This window comes from Janthinobacterium aquaticum (genome assembly GCF_009208565.1).
Lineage (GTDB): Bacteria > Pseudomonadota > Gammaproteobacteria > Burkholderiales > Burkholderiaceae_D > Janthinobacterium.
This window is the reverse complement of sequence record NZ_WFLK01000001.1, coordinates 444,604-466,981: the sequence shown is the minus strand read 5'-3', so window position 1 is coordinate 466,981 and position 22,378 is coordinate 444,604. Positions and strand designations below refer to the sequence as shown.

21 protein-coding genes are annotated in these 22,378 nt (G+C 63.6%); 10 read left to right on the top strand and 11 right to left on the bottom strand.

Features of this window, described 5'->3' with window-relative positions; genetic code table 11:
* A complete protein-coding gene (locus GCM43_RS02080) occupies nucleotides 1-1,224 on the bottom strand; it encodes an acyl-CoA dehydrogenase family protein (RefSeq protein ID WP_152241829.1) in 1,224 nt (407 codons plus the stop codon).
* Nucleotides 1,225-1,480: 256 nt separating this feature from the next.
* Here GCM43_RS02080 and ssuE point away from each other — a divergent pair, with 256 nt between their 5' ends.
* The 5 genes from ssuE to GCM43_RS02055 are packed head-to-tail and all read left to right on the top strand — an operon-like array spanning nucleotide 1,481 to nucleotide 5,950.
* Complete coding sequence (ssuE, locus tag GCM43_RS02075; RefSeq protein WP_152241828.1) at nucleotides 1,481-2,113, top strand: NADPH-dependent FMN reductase; 633 nt, start codon at nucleotides 1,481-1,483, stop codon at nucleotides 2,111-2,113.
* Nucleotides 2,114-2,140: 27 nt separating this feature from the next.
* A complete protein-coding gene (locus tag GCM43_RS02070) occupies nucleotides 2,141-3,151 on the top strand; it encodes a sulfonate ABC transporter substrate-binding protein (RefSeq protein ID WP_152241827.1) in 1,011 nt (336 codons plus the stop codon).
* 12 nt (nucleotides 3,152-3,163) lie between these two features.
* Nucleotides 3,164-4,330: an FMNH2-dependent alkanesulfonate monooxygenase gene (ssuD, locus tag GCM43_RS02065; RefSeq protein WP_152241826.1), complete on the top strand. Its 1,167-nt coding sequence runs from the start codon at nucleotides 3,164-3,166 to the stop codon at nucleotides 4,328-4,330.
* A 1-nt stretch (nucleotide 4,331) separates the two neighbouring features.
* Entirely contained in the window at nucleotides 4,332-5,108 is a 777-nt protein-coding gene (gene ssuC, locus GCM43_RS02060; protein ID WP_152241825.1) for an aliphatic sulfonate ABC transporter permease SsuC, read from the top strand.
* Nucleotides 5,109-5,134: 26 nt separating this feature from the next.
* Nucleotides 5,135-5,950, top strand: a complete 816-nt coding sequence (locus GCM43_RS02055) for an ATP-binding cassette domain-containing protein (protein WP_152241824.1) — start codon at nucleotides 5,135-5,137, stop codon at nucleotides 5,948-5,950.
* On the opposite strand, the gene GCM43_RS02050 is transcribed toward GCM43_RS02055, so the two are convergent.
* Nucleotides 5,916-6,608, bottom strand: coding sequence for an HAD-IA family hydrolase (locus GCM43_RS02050; protein ID WP_152241823.1), 693 nt, complete (start codon nucleotides 6,606-6,608; stop codon nucleotides 5,916-5,918). The two genes, GCM43_RS02055 and GCM43_RS02050, sit on opposite strands and share 35 nt — an antisense overlap.
* A gap of 144 nt (nucleotides 6,609-6,752) precedes the next feature.
* Complete coding sequence (locus GCM43_RS02045; protein WP_152241822.1) at nucleotides 6,753-8,270, bottom strand: CoA-acylating methylmalonate-semialdehyde dehydrogenase; 1,518 nt, start codon at nucleotides 8,268-8,270, stop codon at nucleotides 6,753-6,755.
* Nucleotides 8,271-8,376: 106 nt separating this feature from the next.
* Here GCM43_RS02045 and GCM43_RS02040 point away from each other — a divergent pair, with 106 nt between their 5' ends.
* Nucleotides 8,377-9,312, top strand: coding sequence for a LysR family transcriptional regulator (locus GCM43_RS02040; protein ID WP_152241821.1), 936 nt, complete (start codon nucleotides 8,377-8,379; stop codon nucleotides 9,310-9,312).
* Here GCM43_RS02040 and GCM43_RS02035 read toward each other — a convergent pair whose 3' ends face one another.
* The 5 genes from GCM43_RS02035 to GCM43_RS02015 form a co-directional block, all read right to left on the bottom strand.
* A complete protein-coding gene (locus GCM43_RS02035; protein WP_152241820.1) occupies nucleotides 9,313-10,146 on the bottom strand; it encodes a MetQ/NlpA family ABC transporter substrate-binding protein in 834 nt (277 codons plus the stop codon).
* A gap of 19 nt (nucleotides 10,147-10,165) precedes the next feature.
* Complete coding sequence (locus GCM43_RS02030; RefSeq protein WP_152241819.1) at nucleotides 10,166-10,840, bottom strand: methionine ABC transporter permease; 675 nt, start codon at nucleotides 10,838-10,840, stop codon at nucleotides 10,166-10,168.
* Nucleotides 10,833-11,639, bottom strand: coding sequence for a methionine ABC transporter ATP-binding protein (locus tag GCM43_RS02025; RefSeq protein WP_152241818.1), 807 nt, complete (start codon nucleotides 11,637-11,639; stop codon nucleotides 10,833-10,835). Before GCM43_RS02025 ends, GCM43_RS02030 begins: the two co-directional genes overlap by 8 nt.
* Nucleotides 11,640-11,953: 314 nt before the next feature.
* Nucleotides 11,954-12,454 (bottom strand): YbaN family protein, encoded by a 501-nt coding sequence (locus GCM43_RS02020; RefSeq protein ID WP_152241817.1) that lies wholly within the window; start codon nucleotides 12,452-12,454, stop codon nucleotides 11,954-11,956.
* On the bottom strand, nucleotides 12,454-13,077 hold the full coding sequence (locus GCM43_RS02015) for a biliverdin-producing heme oxygenase (protein ID WP_152241816.1): 624 nt from the start codon (nucleotides 13,075-13,077) through the stop codon (nucleotides 12,454-12,456). The genes GCM43_RS02020 and GCM43_RS02015 overlap by 1 nt, the downstream gene beginning before the upstream one ends.
* Before the next feature lie 459 nt (nucleotides 13,078-13,536).
* Here GCM43_RS02015 and GCM43_RS02010 point away from each other — a divergent pair, with 459 nt between their 5' ends.
* A complete protein-coding gene (locus GCM43_RS02010; RefSeq protein WP_152241815.1) occupies nucleotides 13,537-14,103 on the top strand; it encodes a YceI family protein in 567 nt (188 codons plus the stop codon).
* A gap of 76 nt (nucleotides 14,104-14,179) precedes the next feature.
* On the opposite strand, the gene GCM43_RS02005 is transcribed toward GCM43_RS02010, so the two are convergent.
* Nucleotides 14,180-15,982, bottom strand: a complete 1,803-nt coding sequence (locus GCM43_RS02005; protein WP_152241814.1) for an NAD(P)/FAD-dependent oxidoreductase — start codon at nucleotides 15,980-15,982, stop codon at nucleotides 14,180-14,182.
* A gap of 126 nt (nucleotides 15,983-16,108) precedes the next feature.
* Entirely contained in the window at nucleotides 16,109-17,251 is a 1,143-nt protein-coding gene (locus tag GCM43_RS02000; protein WP_152241813.1) for a sigma-54-dependent Fis family transcriptional regulator, read from the bottom strand.
* A gap of 172 nt (nucleotides 17,252-17,423) precedes the next feature.
* Here GCM43_RS02000 and GCM43_RS01995 point away from each other — a divergent pair, with 172 nt between their 5' ends.
* The 3 genes from GCM43_RS01995 to GCM43_RS01985 all read left to right on the top strand — a co-directional run bounded on the left by GCM43_RS01995 (nucleotide 17,424) and on the right by GCM43_RS01985 (nucleotide 19,608).
* Nucleotides 17,424-18,989, top strand: coding sequence for a CHASE2 domain-containing protein (locus tag GCM43_RS01995; RefSeq protein WP_152241812.1), 1,566 nt, complete (start codon nucleotides 17,424-17,426; stop codon nucleotides 18,987-18,989).
* A gap of 72 nt (nucleotides 18,990-19,061) precedes the next feature.
* A complete protein-coding gene (locus GCM43_RS01990; RefSeq protein WP_152241811.1) occupies nucleotides 19,062-19,331 on the top strand; it encodes a BrnT family toxin in 270 nt (89 codons plus the stop codon).
* Nucleotides 19,315-19,608 (top strand): BrnA antitoxin family protein, encoded by a 294-nt coding sequence (locus GCM43_RS01985; RefSeq protein ID WP_152241810.1) that lies wholly within the window; start codon nucleotides 19,315-19,317, stop codon nucleotides 19,606-19,608. The genes GCM43_RS01990 and GCM43_RS01985 overlap by 17 nt, the downstream gene beginning before the upstream one ends.
* 4 nt (nucleotides 19,609-19,612) lie before the next feature.
* On the opposite strand, the gene GCM43_RS01980 is transcribed toward GCM43_RS01985, so the two are convergent.
* Nucleotides 19,613-22,378, bottom strand: coding sequence for an Hsp70 family protein (locus GCM43_RS01980; protein WP_152241809.1), 2,766 nt, complete (start codon nucleotides 22,376-22,378; stop codon nucleotides 19,613-19,615).

The window sequence follows — 22,378 nt, the reverse complement described above, 5'->3', positions numbered from 1 at the left end:
TCAGGAGTAAGCAGTTGGCTCGGGCACGGTTCCCGACAGCGCAAAGCGTCCCAGGTCGCGCAGCTTGTAGTCAACGGGATCGTGCAGGGTATGGACGCGCGCATTGCGCCAGTAGCGGTCAAAACCGTAGCGTGCCGAGGTTGAACGTGCGCCGGTCAGCTCGAACATCTGGCTGCTGATCTCCACGCCGGCCTTGTGCGCCAGGCATTTGGCTTCGGCCACGGCCACGGCCAGTTCGCCGCGTTCCTGCGCGGTGACTAGCGCGCCTTTGTCAAAGACGGTCTGCAGTTCGCTGGCGGCCGCATTGGCCAGCGCCTGGGCAGGGCGCAGCAGCAGCCACAACTGGCCATAGCGGTGCTGTACCAGCGGATCGTCGGTCGCCTGCGCCACGCCGGAAGCAAACCAGGACTTGGCCTCGTCGCGCGTGTACTGGCGCGCCGCCTCGAAAGCACCTTCGGCAATGCCCAGGTAAAGGTTGGTCATGATCAGCTGTGCGATCTGCGAGCGTACGGTGGCCTGCGGCGTGGCGGCCTGTCCCGGCGCTTGCAGCACCAGCTCTGCCGGCAGGGCGACCCGGTGAAAATGCACATTGCCGCTGTCGGTCTGGCGCTGGCCGAAAGCGTCCCAGTCGGCCTGCACCTCGACGCCGTCCTGGCGCGTGGGCAGGGCTGCGATCAGCGCTGAATTGCTTGCTGCGTGCCATGCCGAAATGGTCAGCCAGTCCGAGCCGACCGAGCCGGAAGAAAAGCTCTTGACGCCGTCGAGCACAAAGCCGCCGTCACTGTCGCTGGCAGAAACGCGCTTGTCGAGCGGGTTCAGGGCATTGCCCCAGAACAGATGCTGTTCGACCGTCAGCGTCAACAGGCGGCGCTGCTGCTGCGCCGTGCCATACAGCTGCAGGCCGGCCAACTGCAGGTGGTGAAAGCCGAACACATGAGCCAGTGCACTGTCGGCGCGCGCCAGGATACGGATCACCTGAAGCACCACCGGCCAGGAAGCGCCCTGGCCGCCAAACTGGGTCGGGATCGACAGTGTCAGCAGGCCTGACGCGCGTATCAGCTCGCGTTCCGGCGCGGCGTGGCCACCGGCCTGGTCGCGGGCATTGGCGCTCTTGGCCAGCGCCTGCGCCAGTTCGGTAGCAATCGCAATCGCGTCGCCGGGCAGGTCGCTGCCTGGCTTGTGTGAGGTGTGTGAGCGGGTGGAATGAAGCAGGCTGGACGTCATGGTGTGCTTTGCGTGGATTCGATGCGAACCAGTATTGCACCGGAAAAGCAGCGCCGTACACGAAGAAATGCGCGCATGGATATGCAAAAAAAGCGCATGCAAGCGGTGCGACGGGTATCGCCGGGCGTCGTGCCGCGTAAAACAAAAAACGCATATCGAAGTGCGAAAGCATTCGTTTTGCTGGCCGCTTGATGGCGATAGGCTGCATCCATCTTTCGCAGTTCCACAACTTCAATATCGGATCGGAACCAGCATCATGAGCATACTTTTACTGGGCGGTAGCCCGCAGTCACCATCGAGCACCAGCCGGCTGCTCCAGCACATCGGCCAGCAACTGGCCTTGCACGGCCATGAGGTCAGCAAGCTCGATGTGCGCGATTTGCCTGCGGCCGCGCTGCTGCAGGCCGATTACGCCGATACGCAAATCGCCGCTGCCGTGCGCGCCGTGGCCGACGCCGATGCCATCGTGATTGCCACGCCGGTCTACAAGGCTGCCTACACGGGCCTGTTGAAGGCCTTTCTCGACCTGCTGCCGCAAGATGGCCTGCGCGGCAAGCTGGTGCTGCCGCTGGCCACCGGCGGCGGCCAGGCCCACACGCTGGCGCTGGACTACGCCTTGCGTCCTGTGCTGCACGCACTCGATGCCAGACAGGTCTTTGCCAGTATTTACGCCAATTCGCAGCAACTGAACTGGCACGAAGAGCGCGGCCTGACACTGGACGCGCCGATCGAACAGCGCGTGCGCGCCGGCGTGGCCGATCTGTCGGCCGGCCTGCTGGTGCTGCAGGGCGCACGCCGCGCTGCCATCGCAGCCGAAGCGGCGTCACAGTCGCCGCAGCGTTCGCTGCAGGAACACCCGTATAAACAGCCTGCCTTGCAGACTGCCTGATTTTTTCACCTGACCGGAGAACCCGCCATGACCCATCGCCATCAACAACGCCAACGTCTGCACCGCCGCCATACCCTCGGCCTGCTGTTTGTCGCCGCTGCCGGCATGGTGACGGCGGTCATGCCGATGGCGGTGCAAGCGCAGGCCACGGCAAAGCAGGAACTGCGCATCGGTTACCAGAAGTACGGCACGCTGACCCTGCTCAAGGGCCGCGGCACGCTGGAAAAGCGCCTGGCCGAACAGGGTGTCAATGTGAAGTGGACCGAGTTTCCGGCCGGCCCGGTGCTGCTCGAAGGACTCAATGTGGGCAGCATCGACTTTGGCACCGTGGGCGAAGCGCCACCGATTTTTGCGCAGGCGGCCGGCGCCGACCTGGTGTATGTCGGCAATGAGCCGGCGTCGCCTGGCAGTGAAGCCATCGTGGTGCCCAAGGGATCGTCCCTGCGCACGCTGGCCGACCTAAAAGGCAAGAAGATTGCGCTCAACAAGGGCTCGAACGTGCATTACCTGCTGTTGAAAGCGCTGGAAAAAGCCGGCGTGGCTTATGCCGATATCCAGCCCGTGTACCTGCCGCCGGCCGATGCGCGCGCGGCCTTCGAGCGCGGTAGCGTGGACGCCTGGGCCATCTGGGATCCGTTCCTGGCGGCGGCTGAAAAGCAGATCGGTGCGCGCGTGCTGGCCGATGGCAAAGGGCTGGTGGCCAACTATCAGTTCTATCTGGCTTCGCGCAATTACGCTGAAAAAAATCCCGAGATCCTGCGCATCGTGCTCGATGAGGTGGCCAAGGTCGACGACTGGGGTCGCAGCAATCCGGAAGAGGTGGCGACCGTGCTGTCGGCGCAAACCGGCCTGTCGCGCGACGTGGTGGCGCTGGCCGCCTCGCGCTACGCCTATGGCGTGAAACCGGTATCGGTCGACGTGATCGCCGCGCAGCAGAAAGTGGCCGACGCCTTTGCCAGCTTGAAGTTGATCCCCAAACCCATCATTGTCAAAGACGCGCTGCTGCCGGTCAAACAGGTAGCGAGCAACGCCAAATAAAAGAGAGATACCATGTCATTGAATATTTTCTGGTTTATTCCGACCCATGGCGACAGCCGCTACCTGGGTACCTCGCAAGGCGCGCGTCCGGTCGACGCCGACTACCTGCGCCAGGTAGCCGTGGCTGCCGATACGCTCGGCTACGATGGTGTACTGCTGCCCACCGGCCGTTCCTGCGAAGATGCGTGGGTGGTGGCCTCTTCCTTGATCAGCGTGACGCAAAAGCTCAAGTTCCTGGTTGCCGTGCGTCCGGGTCTGTCCAGCCCCGGCCTGGCGGTACGCATGGCGTCGACCTTTGACCGCCTGTCCAATGGCCGCCTGTTGATCAATGTGGTGACCGGCGGCGACCAGGGTGAACTGGAAGCCGACGGCCTGTTTGCCGACCATGCCAAACGCTATGAAATTTCGGACGAATTCATTCGTGTCTGGCGCGCTTCGCTGGCTGGCGAAGGCGGTGCGGCCGGCTTTGATTTCGAGGGCAAGCATATCCAGGTCAAGGGTTCGAAAACCCTGTACCCGCCGGTGCAAAAGCCGTATCCGCCACTGTATTTCGGCGGCTCGTCCGAGCCGGCCCACGAGCTGGCAGCCGAGCAGATGGATGTCTACCTGACCTGGGGCGAGCCGCCGGCAGCCGTGGCGGAAAAGATCGCCGATATCCGCGCGCGCGCCGCCAAACGTGGCCGCACGGTGAAGTTCGGCATCCGATTGCATGTGATCGTGCGTGAAACCAATGAAGCAGCCTGGCGCGCTGCCGATGAGCTGATCAGCCATCTGGACGATGAGGTAATCGCCAAGGCGCAGGCAGCGTTTGCCAAAATGGATTCGGTGGGCCAGCAGCGCATGGCCGCGCTGCATGGCGGCCGGCGCGACAAGCTTGAAGTGTCGCCCAATCTGTGGGCCGGCGTGGGCCTGGTGCGCGGTGGCGCCGGCACCGCGCTGGTGGGCGACGCTGAAACGGTGGTGGCGCGCATCAGGGAATATGCCGAGCTGGGCATCGAGACCTTTATTTTCTCGGGCTATCCGCACCTGGAAGAATCGTACCGCTTTGCCGAACTGGTATTCCCGCTACTGGGCAAGGGCAAGGCCGTGGGCGAGCAGTCGCTTACCGGCCCGTTTGGCGAAATCATGGCCAGCAATATCGTGCCGCAAGCGCCGGCTGACCAGAAAAAGGCGGCCTGAGATGGCAAAGCGCAAACACGCGCCCTGGTGGCAGCCGCTGGCGCCCTGGGCCTTGCCGGCGGCGTTGCTGTTGGGCTGGCAGGTGGCCTCGCAGGCAGGCTGGCTGTCGTCACGCATCCTGCCCGAACCGTGGGCGGTGGCCAGGGCCTTCTGGAGCTTGAGCGAATCGGGCGAACTGTGGCTGCACCTGAAAACGAGCTTGTGGCGGGCAGCGCTGGGATTTGGCATCGGCGGTGGCCTGGGACTGTTGCTGGGATTGTTGACCGGTAGCTGGCGCCACGCCGAAACGCTGCTCGACACCACTTTGCAGATGATCCGCAATATCCCGGCGCTGGCGCTGATCCCGCTGGTGATTTTGTGGTTCGGCATCGATGAAACGGCCAAGCTGTTTCTGCTGGCAGTCGGCGTATTTTTCCCGATTTATCTCAATACCTTCCACGGCATCCGTTCAGCCGACCAGGGCCTGATCGAGATGGCCAAAAGCTATGGCCTGTCGGGCTGGCCCTTGTACCGCGACGTGATCCTGCCAGCGGCGATGCCGTCGATACTGGTCGGTGTGCGTTTTTCGCTGGGCCTGGTGTGGGTGCTGCTGATCGTGGCCGAGACCATTTCGGCGCAGGCCGGTATCGGCTATATGACCATGAATGCGCGTGAATTCCTGCAAACCGATGTGGTGCTGGTGGGCATCCTGCTGTACGCCCTGTTGGGCAAGCTGGCCGACCTGTTTTCACGCCAGCTCGAGCGCCGCTGCCTGCGCTGGAATCCGGCATACCGTTAAGCGTACCAATAGTTCAAGGAGTGACCATGTTGCTGGCACCGATACAGATCGAATCCGATTATCTTTCCCATTTCGTGCAGGATGCGCCATCGGTCAGGCATGTCGCGGAGTCGCACGAGGCACCCAAGGTGCGCTCCGGCGTGCCGCTGGCGCTGTCCAATCTCAGTAAATCCTACGACGAGCGGCGCGTGCTCAAGGATGTGCAGCTGCATCTGGAAGCCGGTGAATTTGTCGCCATCGTGGGGCGCAGCGGCTGCGGCAAGAGCACCTTGCTGCGTTCGATTGCCGGACTGGAAAGCGTCGATGAAGGCAGCGTCACGGTGGGTTCGGGCACGCTGGCGCCGGAGGTGCGCATTATGTTCCAGGAGGCGCGGCTGCTGCCGTGGAAAAGCGTGCTCGATAACGTGGCGCTGGGTTTGCCGCGCGCCAAAGGCGCCGCTGCTGCCGCCTTGTGGACGGTTGGCCTGGCCGAGCGCGCCGAGGACTGGCCCTCAGCACTGTCCGGTGGCCAGAAGCAGCGCGTGGCGCTGGCGCGCGCACTGGTGCACGAGCCGCAGTTGCTGCTGCTCGATGAGCCGCTTGGTGCGCTCGACGCGCTGACGCGCATCGAAATGCAGCAGCTGATCGAATCGTTATGGCAGGCGCGCGGCTTTACCGCCGTGCTGGTCACGCATGATGTGGCCGAAGCGGTGGCGCTGGCCGACCGCGTGCTGCTGATCGAAGATGGTGAAATCACGCTGGACCAGGCAGTGGACCTGCCACGCCCGCGCCAGCGCGGCAGTGCCCAATTTGCGGCGCTCGAACAGTCTATCTTGCAGCGGGTACTTCGGCCAGCACGATAAAGCCGTCGGTATCGACCGTGGCCACCACGGTTTCATAGTTGGCGATACTGGCGTGGCGCGTGGCCAGCGGATGGGCGTGGGTGGCGGTAATGACCATCACTTTGGCGCCCGCCGCTTCACCCGCTTCGATGCCTACCGAGGCGTCTTCAAACACCAGGCATTGATCGGCTGGCACGCCCAGCTGTTGCGCGGCCAGCAGATAGCAGTCTGGCCTGGGCTTGCCGGCCTTGACGTCTTCAGCCGTGACCATCACGGCTGGCACCGGCATGCTGGCCGCTTTCAGGCGCGCCACGGCCAGCGCACGCGGCGCCGAGGTCACGATCGCCCATTGCGCTGGCGGCAGGGAATTGAGGAAACGCTGCGCGCCGGCGATCTCGATAATGCCTTCCACATCGATGATTTCGGCATCGGTAATGCCCTGCGCTTCCTGGCGCGGATCGAGTCCGGGCAGTGCCAGGCGCGTGATCGTGTCTACCGAGCGCGCGCCGTGGATGGTGGGCAGGAACGCCGCCACATCGAGCCCCTGGCGCTTGGCCCACTGGCCCCAGATGCGCTCAGCCGCCGCTATGGAATTGATGACGGTGCCGTCCATGTCGAACAGGAAAGCGCGATAGCGGCCGGCAATGCCGGCGGCAGGGGAGACGGGAACTGCGGACATGGCTTCCTTCCAAAAGTCGGTGGAAGTGATTGTAGCAGCGTAGGTCGGATTAGGCCCCGAAGGGGCCGTAATCCGACAACATTGTTGGCACGGCCGGTGGTGTTGTCGGATTACGCGCGTAGCGCTAATCCGACCTACCGGTATTTATTTCGCCACCGGCATCGCAAAATCCGCCCCTGCCGCCGTGCTTTGCGGCCAGCGCTGCATCACTGACTTCTGACGCGTGTAGAAGCGTACGCCTTCTTCGCCGTAGGCGTGCATGTCACCGAACAGGCTGCGCTTCCAGCCGCCGAAGCCGTGCCAGGCCATCGGCACGGGAATCGGCACGTTGATGCCGACCATGCCGACCTGGATGCGGCGCGCGAATTCGCGGGCGGTGTGGCCGTCGGCCGTGTAGCAGGCCACGCCGTTGGCAAATTCATGGGCGTTGACCAGTTGTACCGCTTCTTCGAAGCTGGCGGCGCGCACGCACGACAGCACCGGGCCGAAGATCTCTTCTTTGTAGATGCGCATGTCCGGTTTCACATGGTCGAACAGCGTGGCGCCGGTAAAGAAGCCGTCTTCATGGCCGGCTACCTGGAAGTTGCGGCCATCGACGACCAGCTGTGCGCCTTCCTCGATGCCGATGCCAACATAGCCTTCCACGCGCAGCAACGCTTCGCGCGTGACCAGCGGGCCCATTTCCGCCGATTCATCGAGGCCGTTGCCCACCTTGAGCGTGGCGCAGCGCTGCCTGACCATTTCGACGATCTTGTCGCCGATATCGCCCACCAGCACCGCCACCGAAATGGCCATGCAACGCTCGCCGGCCGAGCCGTAGGCCGCGCCCATCAGCGCATCAACCACCTGTTCCGGATTGGCGTCCGGCATCACCACCATATGGTTCTTGGCGCCGCCCAGTGCCTGCGAGCGCTTGCCGTATTGCGCTGCGCGCTGCTGGATCGATTGAGCAATCGGAGTCGAACCGACAAAACTCACGGCCGCCACATCAGGATGCGCGATCAGGGCATCGACGGCATGTTTGTCACCCTGGATCACATTGAATACGCCCGGTGGCAGGCCCGCTTCGGTCAGCAGATCGGCCATGAACAGCGCGGCGCTCGGATCGCGTTCGCTTGGTTTGAGAATAAAGCTGTTGCCGGTGGCAATGGCCAGCGGGTACATCCAGCACGGCACCATGCACGGGAAATTGAACGGGGTAATGCCGACGGTGACGCCCAGCGGCTGGCGCATGGTCCAGTTGTCGATGCCCGTGCTGACCTGCTCGGTATAGTCGCCCTTGAGCAGTTGCGGTACGCCGCAGGCAAATTCGATGATGTCGATGCCGCGCGCCACTTCGCCCTGCGCATCGGACCAGACCTTGCCGTGTTCGGCCGTGATCATGGCCGCCAGTGTGTCGCGCTGCTCGTTCATCAGCTGCAAAAAGCGCTGCATGATGCGGGCGCGGCGGATCGGCGGCATGTCGCCCCAGCCTTGCTGCGCCTTGAGCGCGACCGCCACCACCTGGTTCACTTCCTCTTCGCTCGCCAGCGCCACCTGGCGCGCCACGGCGCCGGTGGCCGGGTTATACACGGCTTGCGATTTGCCGCTGGCGCCTGCCACGCGGCGACCGCCGATATGGTGGCCGACTTCTTCATTACTGGTGTAGGCGATGCTGCTCATGCTGGTCTCCGGTGGTGTTTGAGTGGTGCCCATTCTGGAACCGGCGGCCAGCGAGGTCAAGACGATAAAACTTGATACACTGTTCAATATAATTGACAATCAAGGTATGGAAAATAAACCAATCTCGGGACTGTGGTCGCATATTCACTCGCTGGGCGTGCTGGCGGTGACCGGCTCTTTTACTGCCGCCGCGCAGCGCCTGGGCGTGACCAAGGCGGCCATGAGCCAGCGCATCGCGGAGCTGGAACGGGCGGCCGGCGTGGCGCTGGTCCAGCGCACCACGCGCAGCGTGCGCCTGACCGAAGCGGGGCAGCAGCTGGTTGATACCACCGGCGCGGCCTTTGGCGAAATCGAACAGTGTTTTGCCAGCGTGCGCGACCTGGCTAGCGAGCCCAGTGGGGTATTGAGCGTGACGGCGCCGGTGGCGCTGGGGCGCCAGCAGCTGGCGCCGCGCATGGCCGCTTTCCTGCAGCAGTATCCGAATGTGCGCATCGAACTGGAATTGACCGACCGCCTGAGTTCCTTGTCGCAGGAAGGCTTTGACCTGGCGATCCGCCATGCCGACACGGCGCCCGACACCCATGTCGCCTGGACCCTGTGCGAGACGCGCTCGCTGCTGGTGGCCACGCCGGCCTACCTGCGCCGCCATGGCGTACCGGAGGCGCCCGACGACCTGGCCAGCCATGCCTGCCTCACGTACTTGCGCCGTGGCGACGTGCCCAGCTGGAGTTTTGTGCCGGCCAGTGGCACTGGCGCGCGCACCAGCATTGCAGTCAAGGGGGGATTTTCAGCCAATAACAGCGAGGCGCTGCGCGATGCTGCGCTGAGCGGGCTGGGGATCGCCTTGCTGCCGGACTTCAGCGCGCAGGCCGATCTGGCGCGCGGCAAGCTGGTAACGGTCTTGCCGCGCTGGCGCCCGATCGGCGCATTTGGCCAGCGCCTGTTTGCGCTGCGCGCCTACAGCCCGTACCTGCCGCGGGCGGCGCGCGCCTATGTGGACTTTCTGCGCGCCGAGTTTCGCGGCGGTTTTACACAGAGTTGATTACTTCTTGGCCGTGCCGGCCTTTTCCATTGCGACCTGGTAGTCGGTTTTCTCGTAGCCGGCAAAGTTCTTGTTGGTCACGTCCAGAAAAGCGCGCGAACGGTAGGCCGCCTCCAGGTCTTTGACCCATGGCTTGCCCTTGTCGGCGGTGCGCACTGCCACCAGGTTGACGTAGCTGTCCGAGATTTTTTCGGCAATCAGGGCGCTGGTCAGCTTGATACCGGCCGCCTGTGCGTAGTTGCCGTTGATGAATGCGTAGTCGGTGTCGGCCAGCGCGCGTGGCAGTTGCGCCGCTTCCAGCGGCACCAGCTTGAGCTTTTTCGAATTGTCGGCGACGTCGCGCTCGGAGGCGCGCAGCGGATCGACATTCGGTTTGAGTTTGATCCAGCCCATTTTGTCGAGCACCACCAGCGCACGCGCCTGGTTGGTCGGGTCGTTCGGCATGGCGATGGTGGCGCCATTCTTGATCTCGGCCAGCGATTTGTGTTTGGTGCTGTACATCGCGATGGGAATGGTCGGCACGGTGATCAGCGGCGAGATGGCCAGCTTGTTATCGGTGGCGAACTTGTTCAGGTAGACGATATGCTGGAACACGTTGGCGTCCAGCGATCCTTCGGCCAGCGCGAAGTTCGGCTGCACGTAGTCGTTGAATTCAACGATTTTGACCTTGTAGCCCTGTTTTTCCAGGATCGGCTTGATGCCGATTTTCAGCTGGTCGCCGTAGGGACCGGCGCTGGTGCCGATCACGATTTCCTTGGGGTCCTTGGCGTGCGCCGAGAAGGCGAGGGTCAGGCCGGCAGCGGCCAGCAGCAGGTTGCGACGGAGAGTGTTCATAATGTTCCTTACTTTGAAATTAACGTTTGTCCAGGCGCTTGGCAATGCGGGTGCCGGCAAACTGGATGATCTGTACCAGCACGATCAGGATGGCCACGGTGACGACCATGATGTCGGTCTCGAAACGGTAATAACCGTAGCGAATCGCCAGGTCGCCGATACCGCCGCCGCCGACCACGCCGGCCACGGCCGAATAGGACAGGAAGCTGATCGACAGCACGGTCAGCGCCAGCACCAGGCCGGAACGCGCTTCAACCAGCAGCACGCGGAAAATGATCTGCATTTCCGAGGCGCCCATGGCGTGCGCCGCCTCGATCACGCCGCGCGGCACTTCGCGCAGGTTCTGCTCGACCAGGCGCGCCAGATAGGGAATGGCGGCAAACGACAGCGGCACGGCAGCGGCCAGCGGGCCGATCGAGGTGCCGGCAATTACGCGGGTAAACGGCGTCAGGGCTACCAGCAAAATAATGAAGGGGAACGAGCGCACGGTGTTGACCAGCCAGCCCAGCACCAGCGACAGCGGACGGTTTTCCATCGACTGTCCTTCCGAGACCAGGAACAGCACGATGCCCAGCGGGCCGCCGATCAGCACCGCAGCGGTCAGGCCGATGCCCAGCATGGTCATGGTCTGGCCCAGCGCCACCCAGATTTCGGGCAGCAGGTTGACGACGTTATTGATTGATTCTTCAAACATGTGCTGCATCCTTCCAGGCGCTCTTTTCAAACGCTTCGGTACCGTAATAGGCGAGCTCGCGGCCCAGCGCGGTCTTGCGCGGGGTGGTGTCGCTCAGTTCGAACTGCTCGGCAATCGCGCCCGACTCCACCACCGCCACGCGGTTGCAGATGGCGCCCAGCACCGACAATTCATGGCTGACGATCACGATGGTCACGCCCAGGCGCGCATTGATGTCGCGCAGGGTATCGAGCAGCGCGCGCGTGGTTTCGGCGTCCAGAGCCGACGTTGGTTCGTCGCACAGCAGCACGTCAGGATGGCTGGCCAGGGCGCGGGCAATGGCCACGCGCTGCTTCTGGCCGCCTGACAGTTGCGCCGGGTAGCTGTGCAGCTTGTCGGACAGTCCGACCAGCGCCAGGCATTCCTCGACGCGGGCGGCAATCTGCTCGCCTTTGTGGCTGCCATGAATCCTGAGCGGGAAGGCCACGTTGTCAAACACGCTGGCGTTTTGCAGCAGGTTGAACTGCTGGAAGATCATGCCGATATTCTGGCGCGCGTCGCGCAGGTCTTTCTTGTTCAGGCTGGTCAGTTCGCGGCCGGCCACGGTAATGGTGCCGCTGTCGGGACGCTCGAGCAGGTTAATCAGGCGCAGCAGCGTGGACTTGCCGGCGCCGCTCTTGCCGATCAGGCCGAAAATGTCGCCGGCATACACATCCAGGCTGGCATCCTTGACCGCGTGGAACTGTGCACCCTTGGGCAGGGCAAACGTCTTGTTTGCGCCATCGATGCGGATCACCGGGGGGCGGTGTGGTGTGGTCATGCGGTAATTCCTCTTATTATTAGCCATGGCCGAACAGCTTGCCGCGATGGCGCAGCGTCCGTTCTGTCATGTCGGTTGCGTAGTATACCTGAACGCGTTATGAGGACAACGACAGATTCTTGCTTTGGATATGCGAATAATGTCTATTGCGGCGATTTCGGCTTATAAAATTACAAGCCCTGCAGATTGGGAAAATTAAATTCAGTCAGACATGCGGCAGGCGTCAGGTCGCCGGCAAAGATTTGGCGCGCGGAGTAAGCCTGCAGGCGCATGTAGTGCGACCGGCAGCGGAGCCGTGACAGTAGCGGAAGGCGTTATGGCGCGTCGGCTGGCGCGACCGGGGCAGATTCTGCTTCGGCTGACGGCGGCCGGGCGGCCGGGCCATTGGGCCGGCGCAGCAGATAGATCAGGACGGCAATTTCGATGGCACCCACCAGCACGATCACCCATACGGGCGGGTGGCCCAGGCACATGGCGACAAAGCCGATTGCCATGCCCAGCGCGGCCATCGCCTTGCCGCGGCGCGAGACGGCGCGGTGCTCGCGCCACTGGCGCAGCGGATGGCCGAAGCGCGGATGGTGCAGCAGCCAGTGTTCGAGGCGCGGCGAGGCACGGCTGAAACAAGCCAGCGCCAGGATCAGGAAAATGGTGGTGGGCATCACGGGCAGCATGGCGCCGATAATGCCCAGCGCCACCATCAGCATGCCCGCTGCCGTCCAGGCCCAGCGGCGCAGTCGGGCGCCATGCGCCTCGCGCACCAGCGGTGGCGGCGCCGGAGTGGGAGCCGGGGTGGGCGGCAGCTTGCCTTCAGTCATCAGCCGAGCGCCTCGACATGGCCATGCATGCGCATGAACGCGGCGCGCGCACCGTCGATCACGCGCGCCTCGCCATCGGCATCGAGCTCGACCGTATCAAGTACGCTGGTAAAGTCGCGCCAGTGGCGTGCGCGGCCGTCCGGATGGCCGGCCAGGTGACGCGCGCCAAAGTGCTCATCGAGTCCGATCTTGCCTGCCAATTTGTACAGGATGGCGGCGCCCAGCTTCGAGCCTTCGCTGACATACAGCCAGCCCAGCGCGGTGGCCAGGTCCAGCTGCGTATCAACCGGTGCGGCCAGCGGGGCAGGCGGCAGCGGCGTGTCCAGGTCCTGCAGGTCGGCCGCAATGCTGGCGTAGCGGCGGCGCTCGGCCAGGTCCGGCAGCAGGGCGGCCAGGCCCGCATGTTCGTACAGCGCATCGACATCGCGCAGGAACGCGTATTGCGCCAGCAAAAAACGCGCATAGTTGTGCTTGTTCTCGAATGGCGCACTGGCCATGATGCGCTTGTCGAGCACATCGTGGGTGGCCATGGTATCGGCTTTCAGGCGCGCGCTACGTGGCAGGGGCAGGGGGGCGGTCTCGGTAGCGGTCAAGGTGGTAGTGTCGTGCGTGGCTGCGTTCATGGTGTCCGGTCCCCTATTATGGATCAATCAGGTCAAAGCTGCGCATGCCCTTGTGAGGCAGCGCGATGGCATGTGGTCAGCAAGGTCTTGGGCTGGCGTGCACGCGGCCAGGATGGCCCGCTGGCTGGCGGAGTTGGCCGTACCCGATGGTTGCGGCGGCAACAGCTTGTGAAAGGCAGGCATGATAGCAAGCGCGAAGCGCAATAACAAGAATCATTCGCATTCAGATTGGTGATTATTTCTGTGCTAATCTGATTGCTGCTGATCACTGCCATTGGCGCATTGTCAGGCGATGCGGCAGATGATCGATTTTTTCGATGCTAACTAGGTAAATTTTCCGTTTTACATCGATCTTCCTGCCATGCATAATCATTGCAACAGTAGCCAGACAGTGTGATGTGCTTACCTGGCACACCGTCACTGTGGCTGGTCCCTATTTTTATTTACAGGAAAATCAATATGAAAAAACTGCTCGCCTTTATCGCCGCCGCTGGTATCTCCCTGTCCGCCGCTGCCGCTCCGGAAGTGTATGTCATCGATGGCAGCCACACCTTCCCGCGTTTCGGCTACACCCACATGGGCTTCTCGCATCAGGAAAGCCGTTTCAACAACACCACCGGCAAAATCACGCTGGACCGCGCTGCCAAGACCGGCTCGGTTGAAGTGCTGATCGACACCAAATCGGTGGACACCGGTTCGACCCTGTTCAACGGCCATATCCAGGGCGAAGACTTCCTCGACACCACCAAGTATCCAGTGGCCACCTACAAGTCGACCAAGTTCAACTTCACCGGCGACAAGCTGACCAGCGTTGACGGCGACCTGACCCTGAAAGGCGTGACCAAGCCAGTGACCCTGACGGTAACGTCGTTCACTTGCGCACCGCACCCGATGCTGAAGAAAGACGCTTGCGGCGCCAACGCCACGGCCCAGATCAAGCGCTCGGAATTTAACGCAGGCAAATACGCACCAGCAGTCAGCGATGAAGTGCAACTGACGTTCGCGATCGAAGCGATCAAGCAATAATGTTTGTGGGGCAGGCAGCAGCCTGCTCGCGTCGGTAACAGCAAAAGGCGGATCTGCACGATCCGCCTTTTCTATTTCAGCCCAGATGATGCACTGGCTGCAAGCCATACACGGGCGTCGCGAGTCCTTCCATGCGCGCCTTCAGTTGCAGCGACAGATACTGCGAATAATGGCGCGACTGGTGCAAATTGCCGCCATGGAACCACAGCGCCTGCTGTTGCGTGGGCTTCCACATATTGCGCTGTTCGCCTTCCCACGGGCCCGGGTCCTTGGTCGTCGCTGAACCGAGTCCCCATACCTTGCCGACCTTGTCGGCCACTTCCGGCGAAATCAGGTCGGCGGCCCAGCCGTTCATCGAGCCATAGCCGGTGGCGTAGACCACCAGGTCGGCCGGCAGCTCGGTGCCGTCGGTCAATACCACCGAATGCTCTTTGAGCTCGCTGACGCCGACCCCGCTTTTAAGCTTGATCTTGCCCGAGGCTATCAGTTCGGAGGCGCCTACATCGATATAGTAGCCTGAGCCGCGGCGCAGGTATTTCATGAACAGGCCCGAGTCGTCGTCGCCGAAGTCGAGCATGAAGCCGCTTTCTTGCAGACGTGCATAAAACGCCGCATCGCGTTCGCGGATCGCCTTGAATACCGGCTTTTGAAAGTCGGCCAGCAGCTTGTACGGAATCGAGGCAAACGTCAGGTCGGCCTTGGCGGTGGTCATGCCGGCGGCCAGCGCGCGCTCCGAATACAAATCACCCAGCGCCAGCTCCATCAGCGAATCGGACTTGACGATATGGGTTGACGAGCGCTGTACCATCGTCACGTCCACGCCGGCTTCCCACAGCGCGGCGCAGATATCGTGGGCCGAGTTGTTGGCGCCGATCACCACCACCTTCTTGCCAACATAGGCGTCCGGCCCCGGATGCTGCGAGGAGTGCTGCTGCTCGCCCTTGAAAACATCCATGCCCTTGAATGTCGGCAGATTGGCCTTGCCCGACATGCCGGTGGCCAGCACCAGCTGGCGTGGCTTCAGGGTGACCGGCCGGCCATCGCGCAACACCTGCACCGTCCACTCGCCACTCGTCTCGTCAAAGCTGGCCGACTCGCAGGTGGTCGAGCCCCAGTAGTTCAGCTCCATCACCTTGGTATACATTTCCAGCCAGTCGCCAACCTTGTCCTTGGGCGTAAAGACGGGCCAGTTGTCGGGAAACGGAATATACGGCATATGGTCGTACCAGACCGGGTCATGCAGGCACAGCGACTTGTAGCGCTTGCGCCAGCTGTCGCCTGGACGGGCGTTTTTCTCGATGATAATGGTGGGCACATCGAGCTGGCGCAGACGCGCACCGAGCGCAATGCCGCCCTGGCCGCCGCCGATAATCACGCAGTAAGGCTGGCGTTCGTAACCGAGTTCCTTCGCCTCGTTTTCGCGCCGCTCCAGCCAAGTCGTGCGATGGGTGTGGGCGCCATGTTCGGCGCCCATCGGGCGGCGCTTGCCGCGCGCTTCTTCAAAGCCTTTCAGTTCGCTCATGGTGGTGAGCAGCGTCCAGATCCTGCCGTCGCGGATGCGGATAAAACCCACGCCGCGCGCCACAGCAGTCTCGACGCTGATCCAGCCCTGCAGCACGCCACCGCTCTCGCTTGCCGGCTCGCCTTCTGCCATGCGGATCGTGATTGGCTGCGCCGCACCCAGCTGGGCGTCCAGCATGGCGGCAATCTGCGCGCGGCCTTCCAGGGTTTTCAGGTTCCAGGTAAATAGTACCAGGTCGCGCCAGCAGCCGTCTTCTTCAAACAGGTTTGCTGCGGCGGCGCTGTCGCTGCTGCGCAGCGCGCCTTCGAGCTGTTCGAGCGTGCCGGCCAGGCGCTGGTCCAACGTTTGATCGTTCATCGTGTCTCCTCATGTCGTGATGATGGAATGCGGCTTTTTGCACCGCTGACGATGTTGTATCACGCACGTTTGTGGCTGGCATGGCGCGTTGCAGCACGACTGCCAATGAGACGAAAATCTCGCTCTTTATTGCCGGTGCGGCGGCACGATATCGAATTGCCTGAGGCGCCGGTACAGCGTGGCGCGCGACATGCCAAGCATGGCGGCGGCGTCCAGCGGGCGCCACTTCGCTGCCGCCATCGCGTTGGCGATGCGCGTGCGTTCGGCCTGCTCGTGCTGCGCCAGGCTGCGCCTGGCGGGCGCGCTGTCGGTCGCATCTGGAAACTGCCGCGGGCTGCTGCGCGATGGTGCACGTATGCGTGCATGCAGCCAGCTGCCGGCACCGGCGTTGGTCATGCGCAGCGACAGCAGCTGCGACCCGGCGCGCCGGTCGAACAGCCGGCCGGGGCTGACCTCGAATACTTCTTCGATGGGGCGGGGCAGGGTGGCCAGCGCCGCCACCAGCTGGCGCGCACAGCGGTTGGCGGCCACCACCATGCCGTGTTCGTCGATGGCCAGCAGCATTTCCGGCTGTACTTCCACGAAATGGCGATTGCGGTGCGCCAGCATGATGTGGCAATAATCATGGGATTGCAGGAAATAGGCGTCTTCGATCATGGTGGCGCTCTGGCGCACCAGCTGGTAGACCAGGCGCTGGCTGTCGCGTGCATCGGGCGAACTGAGGGCCGAGGCGTCGAGCACGCCGATCAGTTCATCGCGCGCGGAAAAAATCGGTGCGGCGCTGCAGGTCAGGCTGGTAAAGGCAGCGCGAAAATGATCGAGCTTGTGCACCGTGATCGGTGCCTGGTCGAGCAGCACCGAGGCAATGCCGCAGGTGCCTTCTTCGTCTTCGGACCAGCATGAGCCCAGGTACAGTCCGGCTTTCCTGAAATGCTTGCGCTGGTCCTGGTCGACCGCATAGTCGATGGTCACGCCGTGCGCATTGGCCAGTATCACGCAGTAACCTGCTTCGCGCACCATGGCGTGCAGGCGCGGCAGGCATAGTGCCGCCGAGCGCAAAAAACCTTCCTCGGACTGCTGGATGGCGCGCAGCTCGCCGGCGCTGAGGATGCGCGGCCCGGCGGTGGCGCCTGGATCGAGCCGGTAATCGTCGAGCGAGCGGCGGTACGAGCGGGCCAGGCGCGTGCTGTCGGCGCCAGGATCGGGCACGCGGCCATCGATCAGGTTGCGCACGCGCTCAAGATGGCTGGTGGGGCGCACATAGGGCATGGCGGTCTCCATTTTTGTGACAGGTGTTGACTGCTTGTAGCATGAACGGGTGCGCCACGCATCCTGCAGTGCAGCACGGTGCCGCGTTGAGACGAACGTCTCAGCCGTGCGTCGGTCTGAGCACACTTGCAATAATATGTTCTTATCGTTACCAACTATTGCTTGAAAAATAATGAATTCCGATATACCCGAAGAGCACGCCGCCACGCCGCCGCCCAGGCTCAAGCTCAGCCTGGCCCAGCGCCTGCTGTGGCCATTTGCCCAGCTCGGTCACGCCTTCAAGCTGACCGGCACCCATTTGCTGCACCATGTGATCGGCGCCACGCTGATCGCCTCGCTGATGCTGGCGCTGGAAGGCTTGCATGTGCTCGAATGGCTTGATGCGGCGATGCTGCGTTTCAGCGCCGAGCATGGCGAGCTGGTTCGCGAGCGCAAGGACCAGGGGGCGCGGTACAGGCCCGGCATTATCGAGATCGACCAGCCGGCGTTCGAACAGGTTTTCCAGGAACGCGAGCCGCTGGAGCGGGCGCGCCTGGAGCAGCTGATCGCCAGCGCAGCAGAGCGCGGCAGCAAGGTGCTGGCCATCGACCTTGATCTGGCGCCGGCCGTACACGAAGAGCAGCATGAAGGCGGCCGGCCGCTCGACCGCCTGCTCGATAAATTGGCCACTGACGGCCATCAACTGGTACTGATCCTGCCGGAAGAGTCGCCACGCAATGCCAATTTGCCGTGGATACGCGCGCGCTGCGAGGCCGGCGTGCATTTTGCCAGCCCGCAGATCCGTGAGCGCATGGGCGCTGTCACGCGCATCGAGCTGAAAAGCCCGGTGCTGGCCGCCGTCACGTTCGAGCTGGCGCATGGCGTGCATGAGCAGGAGCACAAGCAGCCCTTGCCTGGCATCCTGTCGGAGCAGAAGGAAGTGGTCGGCCTGGCCAACCGCGTGTGCCAGCTGGCCAAACGCACCGGCAGCGAAAAGGAACTGGCGCGCTGGGCTTTCGAGCCGGTGATTCACGGCGACGCCAAAGATGCAAAAGAACAGAACGCCGTGACGGCGCCATTTCATCCGAGTGCGATGGCTGCCGAATTTCTCGACCCGACCCGCACCCGCGCCCGCCTGATCGACGGCAAGGCTGCCGTCTCGCCGGACGCGCTGCGCAAGAACGTGGTGTATATCGGCACCAGCTACGATCCGCGCGACCGCTACACCACCGCCGAGGGTGAACAGTCGAGCCTGCATCTGCATGCAGCCGCGCATGCTTCGCTGGGCATCGGTACGGCCGATGTGAACAAATACGTGGTGTTTGCCGCAGATATCGTGATCGGCGTGCTGCTGGGCTGCCTGTTTGGCGGTCTGTGGACGCTGTATGGCCGCGCCGAGCTGGCCATCGACAAGCGCATGGAAGAACCCGATATCGGCCGTTTGCACCGCATGGGCACGCTGGCCGAGTTCTATGGCATCCGCGTGATCCTGTGCGTGGTATGGGCCTCGCCGGTGCTGATCGGCCTGCTGGCCATCTACCTGTCGCATGGCGCACTCGAGCAGGGCTGGTGGGTCAATCCGGGACCGTTGATTGCCGGCATGTTCCTGCACGCCATGTCGCTGCGCGATGAAGCCCACCATCCGCACGAGGAAGTGCCCGGGCTCAATGTCTGGGCCCAGTTGCGCCGTACCCATCCCGGCATTGTGCTGGTGCAGGCGCCGCTGGCAGTGCTGCTGTTTATTGTGGCGGTGCTTTAATGCCGCGCAATACGGGTGTGCCGGCGCGCAGATAAAATCTTGACTTTACCTTATAGTGTATCTACATTATATATGTTAGTCACTTTTGATCCGTGTAAAGACACCATCAACTGCCTGAAACACGGTGTGTCGCTAGTCGAAGCAACACGCCTGGACTGGGAGCATGCGCTGACGTGGTTGGACACACGTCGGGATTACGGTGAAGAACGCGAGATTGCCCTGGCGGCCATCGGCAACACCTTATTTTATGTCGTCTTTGTGGAAAGACACGGCGGCATGCGCATCATCAGCATGCGCCGAGCCACTAACAAGGAGATAAAACGCTATGTCCAAACTTACTGAGTTGCGTTTGAATACGGACGAAGAAGAGGCCGCGATCAACGCGGCAGCGCTGGCTGACCCTGATGCCCAGCCCTTGACCGACGCAGAACTGGCGCAGTTTGCGCCCGGGCGCCGGCCACGCGGCAGGCCGGCGCTGGCGGTGACCAAGATCGCCACCAATGTACGGCTCGACCCGGACGTGCTGCAGGCGTTCAAGTCCACCGGCGCCGGCTGGCAGACGCGCATCAACGAGGTGCTGCTGGTCTGGGCGCGCGAACGCGGCATGATCAAACGCTGAACAATCAGGCCAGCAGCTTGAGCCCCGGCGGCAGCGCTTCGCCCAGCATGCGTTTGGTGCTCGCTTCGTCAAGCTGCACCACTTCGGCAACCATCGCCACCCAGCTGGCCGGCGCGCCCACGCCTTTGAGGCGCGCAATTACCGTGGCGCGCAGCGTTGCATCGATATCGCGCGAGCGGTCGCCTGTCATGCGCGCCAGGTGGGCGCTGGCAAAGGCCGCCGCTTCGGTCTTTTTCCAGTCCATCGCCAGCAGCACGGCCAGCCAGTCCGAGACGGTGGCGCTGTCCACCACTTCATGCGCGCTGCCATGCAAGGGCTGGCGTGCGCCGACCCGCGCCAGCGCCCACAGGCTGTGCAGGTCGGGCGACTTTTTCATGCGTTTCAACAGCCAGGCGCCCACTTCGGCCTTGTAGGCGCCAGGGATGCGTTCGAGCGATGCCCCAAGGCGCAGCATATCGTCGTCGCTGCCGTTGACCAGCGTGACCGGACGGCGGCTGCGTTCGCCTTCGTCGGCCTGCAGATTGTAGGCAAAATCATCGAGCAAGCGTAGCTGCTGTTCGCTGCTCAAGCCGCCGGCCACGCGGCGCCACAGCGTCCACCATTCGCTGCAGACCTGGCTGTCCTTGTGAAATTGCGCGCCGGTGTCAAACAGCGCCCACAGCTGCTCGATGCGCCACGGATCGAGCGCATCGCCATAGCCGGGGCGCAGGCAGTAGCCGGCCAGGTTCAGCCAGACGCGTTCGTGCTCGGCCGAGCGGCGCCGGCCGCGCGCGCGCGCCAGCAGCGCGTCAAACAGCTGGCGCAGCAGTGGGGTATCCCAATTTTCACGGCCGCCCAGGCCCTGTTCCAGATGCTGGCGCAGCTGGCGCACATCGCGGCTGTCGGTCTTTTGCGCCTTGCCGCCAAAGATGCGCTCTATCTTGGCCACCGCTTCCCTGATGCGTGGCGACACCGGTTCGATCTCGCCGTCCGACTCACCGGCCTGCGCCTCGCCGCGCAGCTGGAATTCCAGTTGCCAGCGCTGCGCCGGGTCTTCTTCCGATACGCAATGCACTTCCAGCGTGCCCACGTCGGTCATCACGGTAGCAAGCTGCACCGCAATGTCACGCTTGTCGTTGCCATCAGCGCCGGCGTGCAGCACGCTGGCCAGTGGCGGCAGATGCAGGAAGTCGCCATCGCGCAGGTCGACCAGGTCGCCCGCTTTCGGCGGGATAGCGCCGCGGGCGTTGCTCGTTGCCAGGTGAAAGCGCACCGGCCGGCCCAGGCGCAGCGCAAAGCGCCGGTCGGCCAGGCCGATTTCCTCGCCGCTGGCGGCGCCGCGCGGCAAAATGCAGACGGCGCGATGCTCCTTGACCGACTCGCCCAGCACCAGATAATAGCTGCGCGGCGAGCCGCCGCCGATGCGCGGCGCTTCGCCGCGTCGCGCCAGCGCATAGGCCACCGCACCGCGCGCCACGGCCACGTCGGGATTGTCGTTATGCAGTACGTGCGGCGCGCTGCCGCGCCAGTGCGCCAGCGTATCGGCCAGGCGCTGCGCCAGCGCGTCGGCGCGGAACACGCCGCCATTGAGCAGCACGGTGTCGGGCAATTCGCCGCCGTGCTGCTGCAGGAAGCTGGCCAGATGGCGCGTGACGGCTGCGTCCTGCGCATACGGCAGGCCGAATTCGATAATGCCGGCGCGCCCCTTGCGCGCGGTTTCATGCGCGTCGACCAGCGGAAAAAAGCCATCGATCACCAGCGCGGCCACTTCCTCGCGCGTGAGCTCGACCGAACGGCTGGCGCCGATCAGGCGCGAGCCGCCGCCCAGCAGCGTCACGCTGGTGCTGGCGGGTGCGTCATGCGACAGCAGCAGCTCCTTGGCGGCGCGGCAGCGCTCCATCAGCTGCGACAGGCGCGCGGCCGACAGGCGCAGGCCGCCTTCGCTGCCAGCAGCCATGCGCGTTTCAACCAGGTGCGCCAGCGCCAGGTCCATATTGTCGCCGCCGAGGATCAGGTGGTTGCCCACGCCGGTGCGGCTGAACTGCGGCTCGCCATCGTCATCGAGTTCGACATCGATCAGGCTGAAGTCGGTGGTGCCGCCGCCCACATCGACCACCAGGATGCGGCGCGACTGCGCCAGCTGGTCGCGCAGCGTCTCGCGGTGGCGCTGCAGATAATCATGGAAGGCGGCCTGCGGCTCTTCGACCAGGCGCAGCTGCGCCAGGCCGGCCTGGCGTGCGGCGGCCAGCGTCAGGGCGCGTGCGCCTTCGTCAAACGAGGCCGGAATGGTCAGCACCAGTTCTTGCTGCTCCAGTGGCGCTTGCGGGAAGCGCGCATTCCAGGCGGCACGCACATGAGCCAGGTAGCTGGCGCTGGCTGCCACCGGTGACACTTTCGGCACCTCGGCTTCGGCGCCCCACGGCAGGATAGCCGCCTGGCGGTCCACCTGGCCATGCGACAGCCAGCTTTTTGCGCTGGCCACCAGTCGGCCCGGCACCTGCGCGCCGAACTGGCGTGCCAGCGCGCCCAGCACCACCTGGCTGACGCCTGCCACGTCCTGCTGCGCCCAGGGCAGTTGCAAGTCGCCTGGCGCCAGCTCACCGTCGGCCGGATGGTAGCGCAATGAGGGCAGCATGGGGCGTGGCGCCACTTCGCCGGGCGCTACCAGCTGTTCGATGCCGAACAGCTCGATCGGCGCGCCGGCGCGGCCCGCTTCCACATAGGCCACTACCGTATTGGTGGTGCCCAGGTCGATGCCGACCAGATAAGTCGCTTTGCCTGCCTTGGCCAT

Bases quoted from the DNA above. Each gene is read 5' to 3' on its own strand.
- GCM43_RS02080 (WP_152241829.1), bottom strand. From the start codon at position 1,224: ATGACGTCCAGCCTGCTTCATTCCACCCGCTCACACACCTCACACAAG.
- GCM43_RS01990 (WP_152241811.1), top strand. From the start codon at position 19,062: ATGTTAGTCACTTTTGATCCGTGTAAAGACACCATCAACTGCCTGAAA.
- GCM43_RS02015 (WP_152241816.1), bottom strand. From the start codon at position 13,077: ATGAACGCAGCCACGCACGACACTACCACCTTGACCGCTACCGAGACC.
- GCM43_RS02070 (WP_152241827.1), top strand. From the start codon at position 2,141: ATGACCCATCGCCATCAACAACGCCAACGTCTGCACCGCCGCCATACC.
- GCM43_RS02020 (WP_152241817.1), bottom strand. From the start codon at position 12,454: ATGACTGAAGGCAAGCTGCCGCCCACCCCGGCTCCCACTCCGGCGCCG.
- GCM43_RS02030 (WP_152241819.1), bottom strand. From the start codon at position 10,840: ATGTTTGAAGAATCAATCAATAACGTCGTCAACCTGCTGCCCGAAATC.
- GCM43_RS02035 (WP_152241820.1), bottom strand. From the start codon at position 10,146: ATGAACACTCTCCGTCGCAACCTGCTGCTGGCCGCTGCCGGCCTGACC.
- ssuE (WP_152241828.1), top strand. From the start codon at position 1,481: ATGAGCATACTTTTACTGGGCGGTAGCCCGCAGTCACCATCGAGCACC.
- GCM43_RS02005 (WP_152241814.1), bottom strand. From the start codon at position 15,982: ATGAACGATCAAACGTTGGACCAGCGCCTGGCCGGCACGCTCGAACAG.
- ssuC (WP_152241825.1), top strand. From the start codon at position 4,332: ATGGCAAAGCGCAAACACGCGCCCTGGTGGCAGCCGCTGGCGCCCTGG.
- GCM43_RS02000 (WP_152241813.1), bottom strand. From the start codon at position 17,251: ATGCCCTATGTGCGCCCCACCAGCCATCTTGAGCGCGTGCGCAACCTG.
- GCM43_RS02025 (WP_152241818.1), bottom strand. From the start codon at position 11,639: ATGACCACACCACACCGCCCCCCGGTGATCCGCATCGATGGCGCAAAC.
- GCM43_RS02055 (WP_152241824.1), top strand. From the start codon at position 5,135: ATGTTGCTGGCACCGATACAGATCGAATCCGATTATCTTTCCCATTTC.
- ssuD (WP_152241826.1), top strand. From the start codon at position 3,164: ATGTCATTGAATATTTTCTGGTTTATTCCGACCCATGGCGACAGCCGC.
- GCM43_RS02010 (WP_152241815.1), top strand. From the start codon at position 13,537: ATGAAAAAACTGCTCGCCTTTATCGCCGCCGCTGGTATCTCCCTGTCC.
- GCM43_RS01980 (WP_152241809.1), bottom strand. From the start codon at position 22,378: ATGGCCAAGGCAGGCAAAGCGACTTATCTGGTCGGCATCGACCTGGGC.
- GCM43_RS01985 (WP_152241810.1), top strand. From the start codon at position 19,315: ATGTCCAAACTTACTGAGTTGCGTTTGAATACGGACGAAGAAGAGGCC.
- GCM43_RS01995 (WP_152241812.1), top strand. From the start codon at position 17,424: ATGAATTCCGATATACCCGAAGAGCACGCCGCCACGCCGCCGCCCAGG.
- GCM43_RS02045 (WP_152241822.1), bottom strand. From the start codon at position 8,270: ATGAGCAGCATCGCCTACACCAGTAATGAAGAAGTCGGCCACCATATC.
- GCM43_RS02040 (WP_152241821.1), top strand. From the start codon at position 8,377: ATGGAAAATAAACCAATCTCGGGACTGTGGTCGCATATTCACTCGCTG.
- GCM43_RS02050 (WP_152241823.1), bottom strand. From the start codon at position 6,608: ATGTCCGCAGTTCCCGTCTCCCCTGCCGCCGGCATTGCCGGCCGCTAT.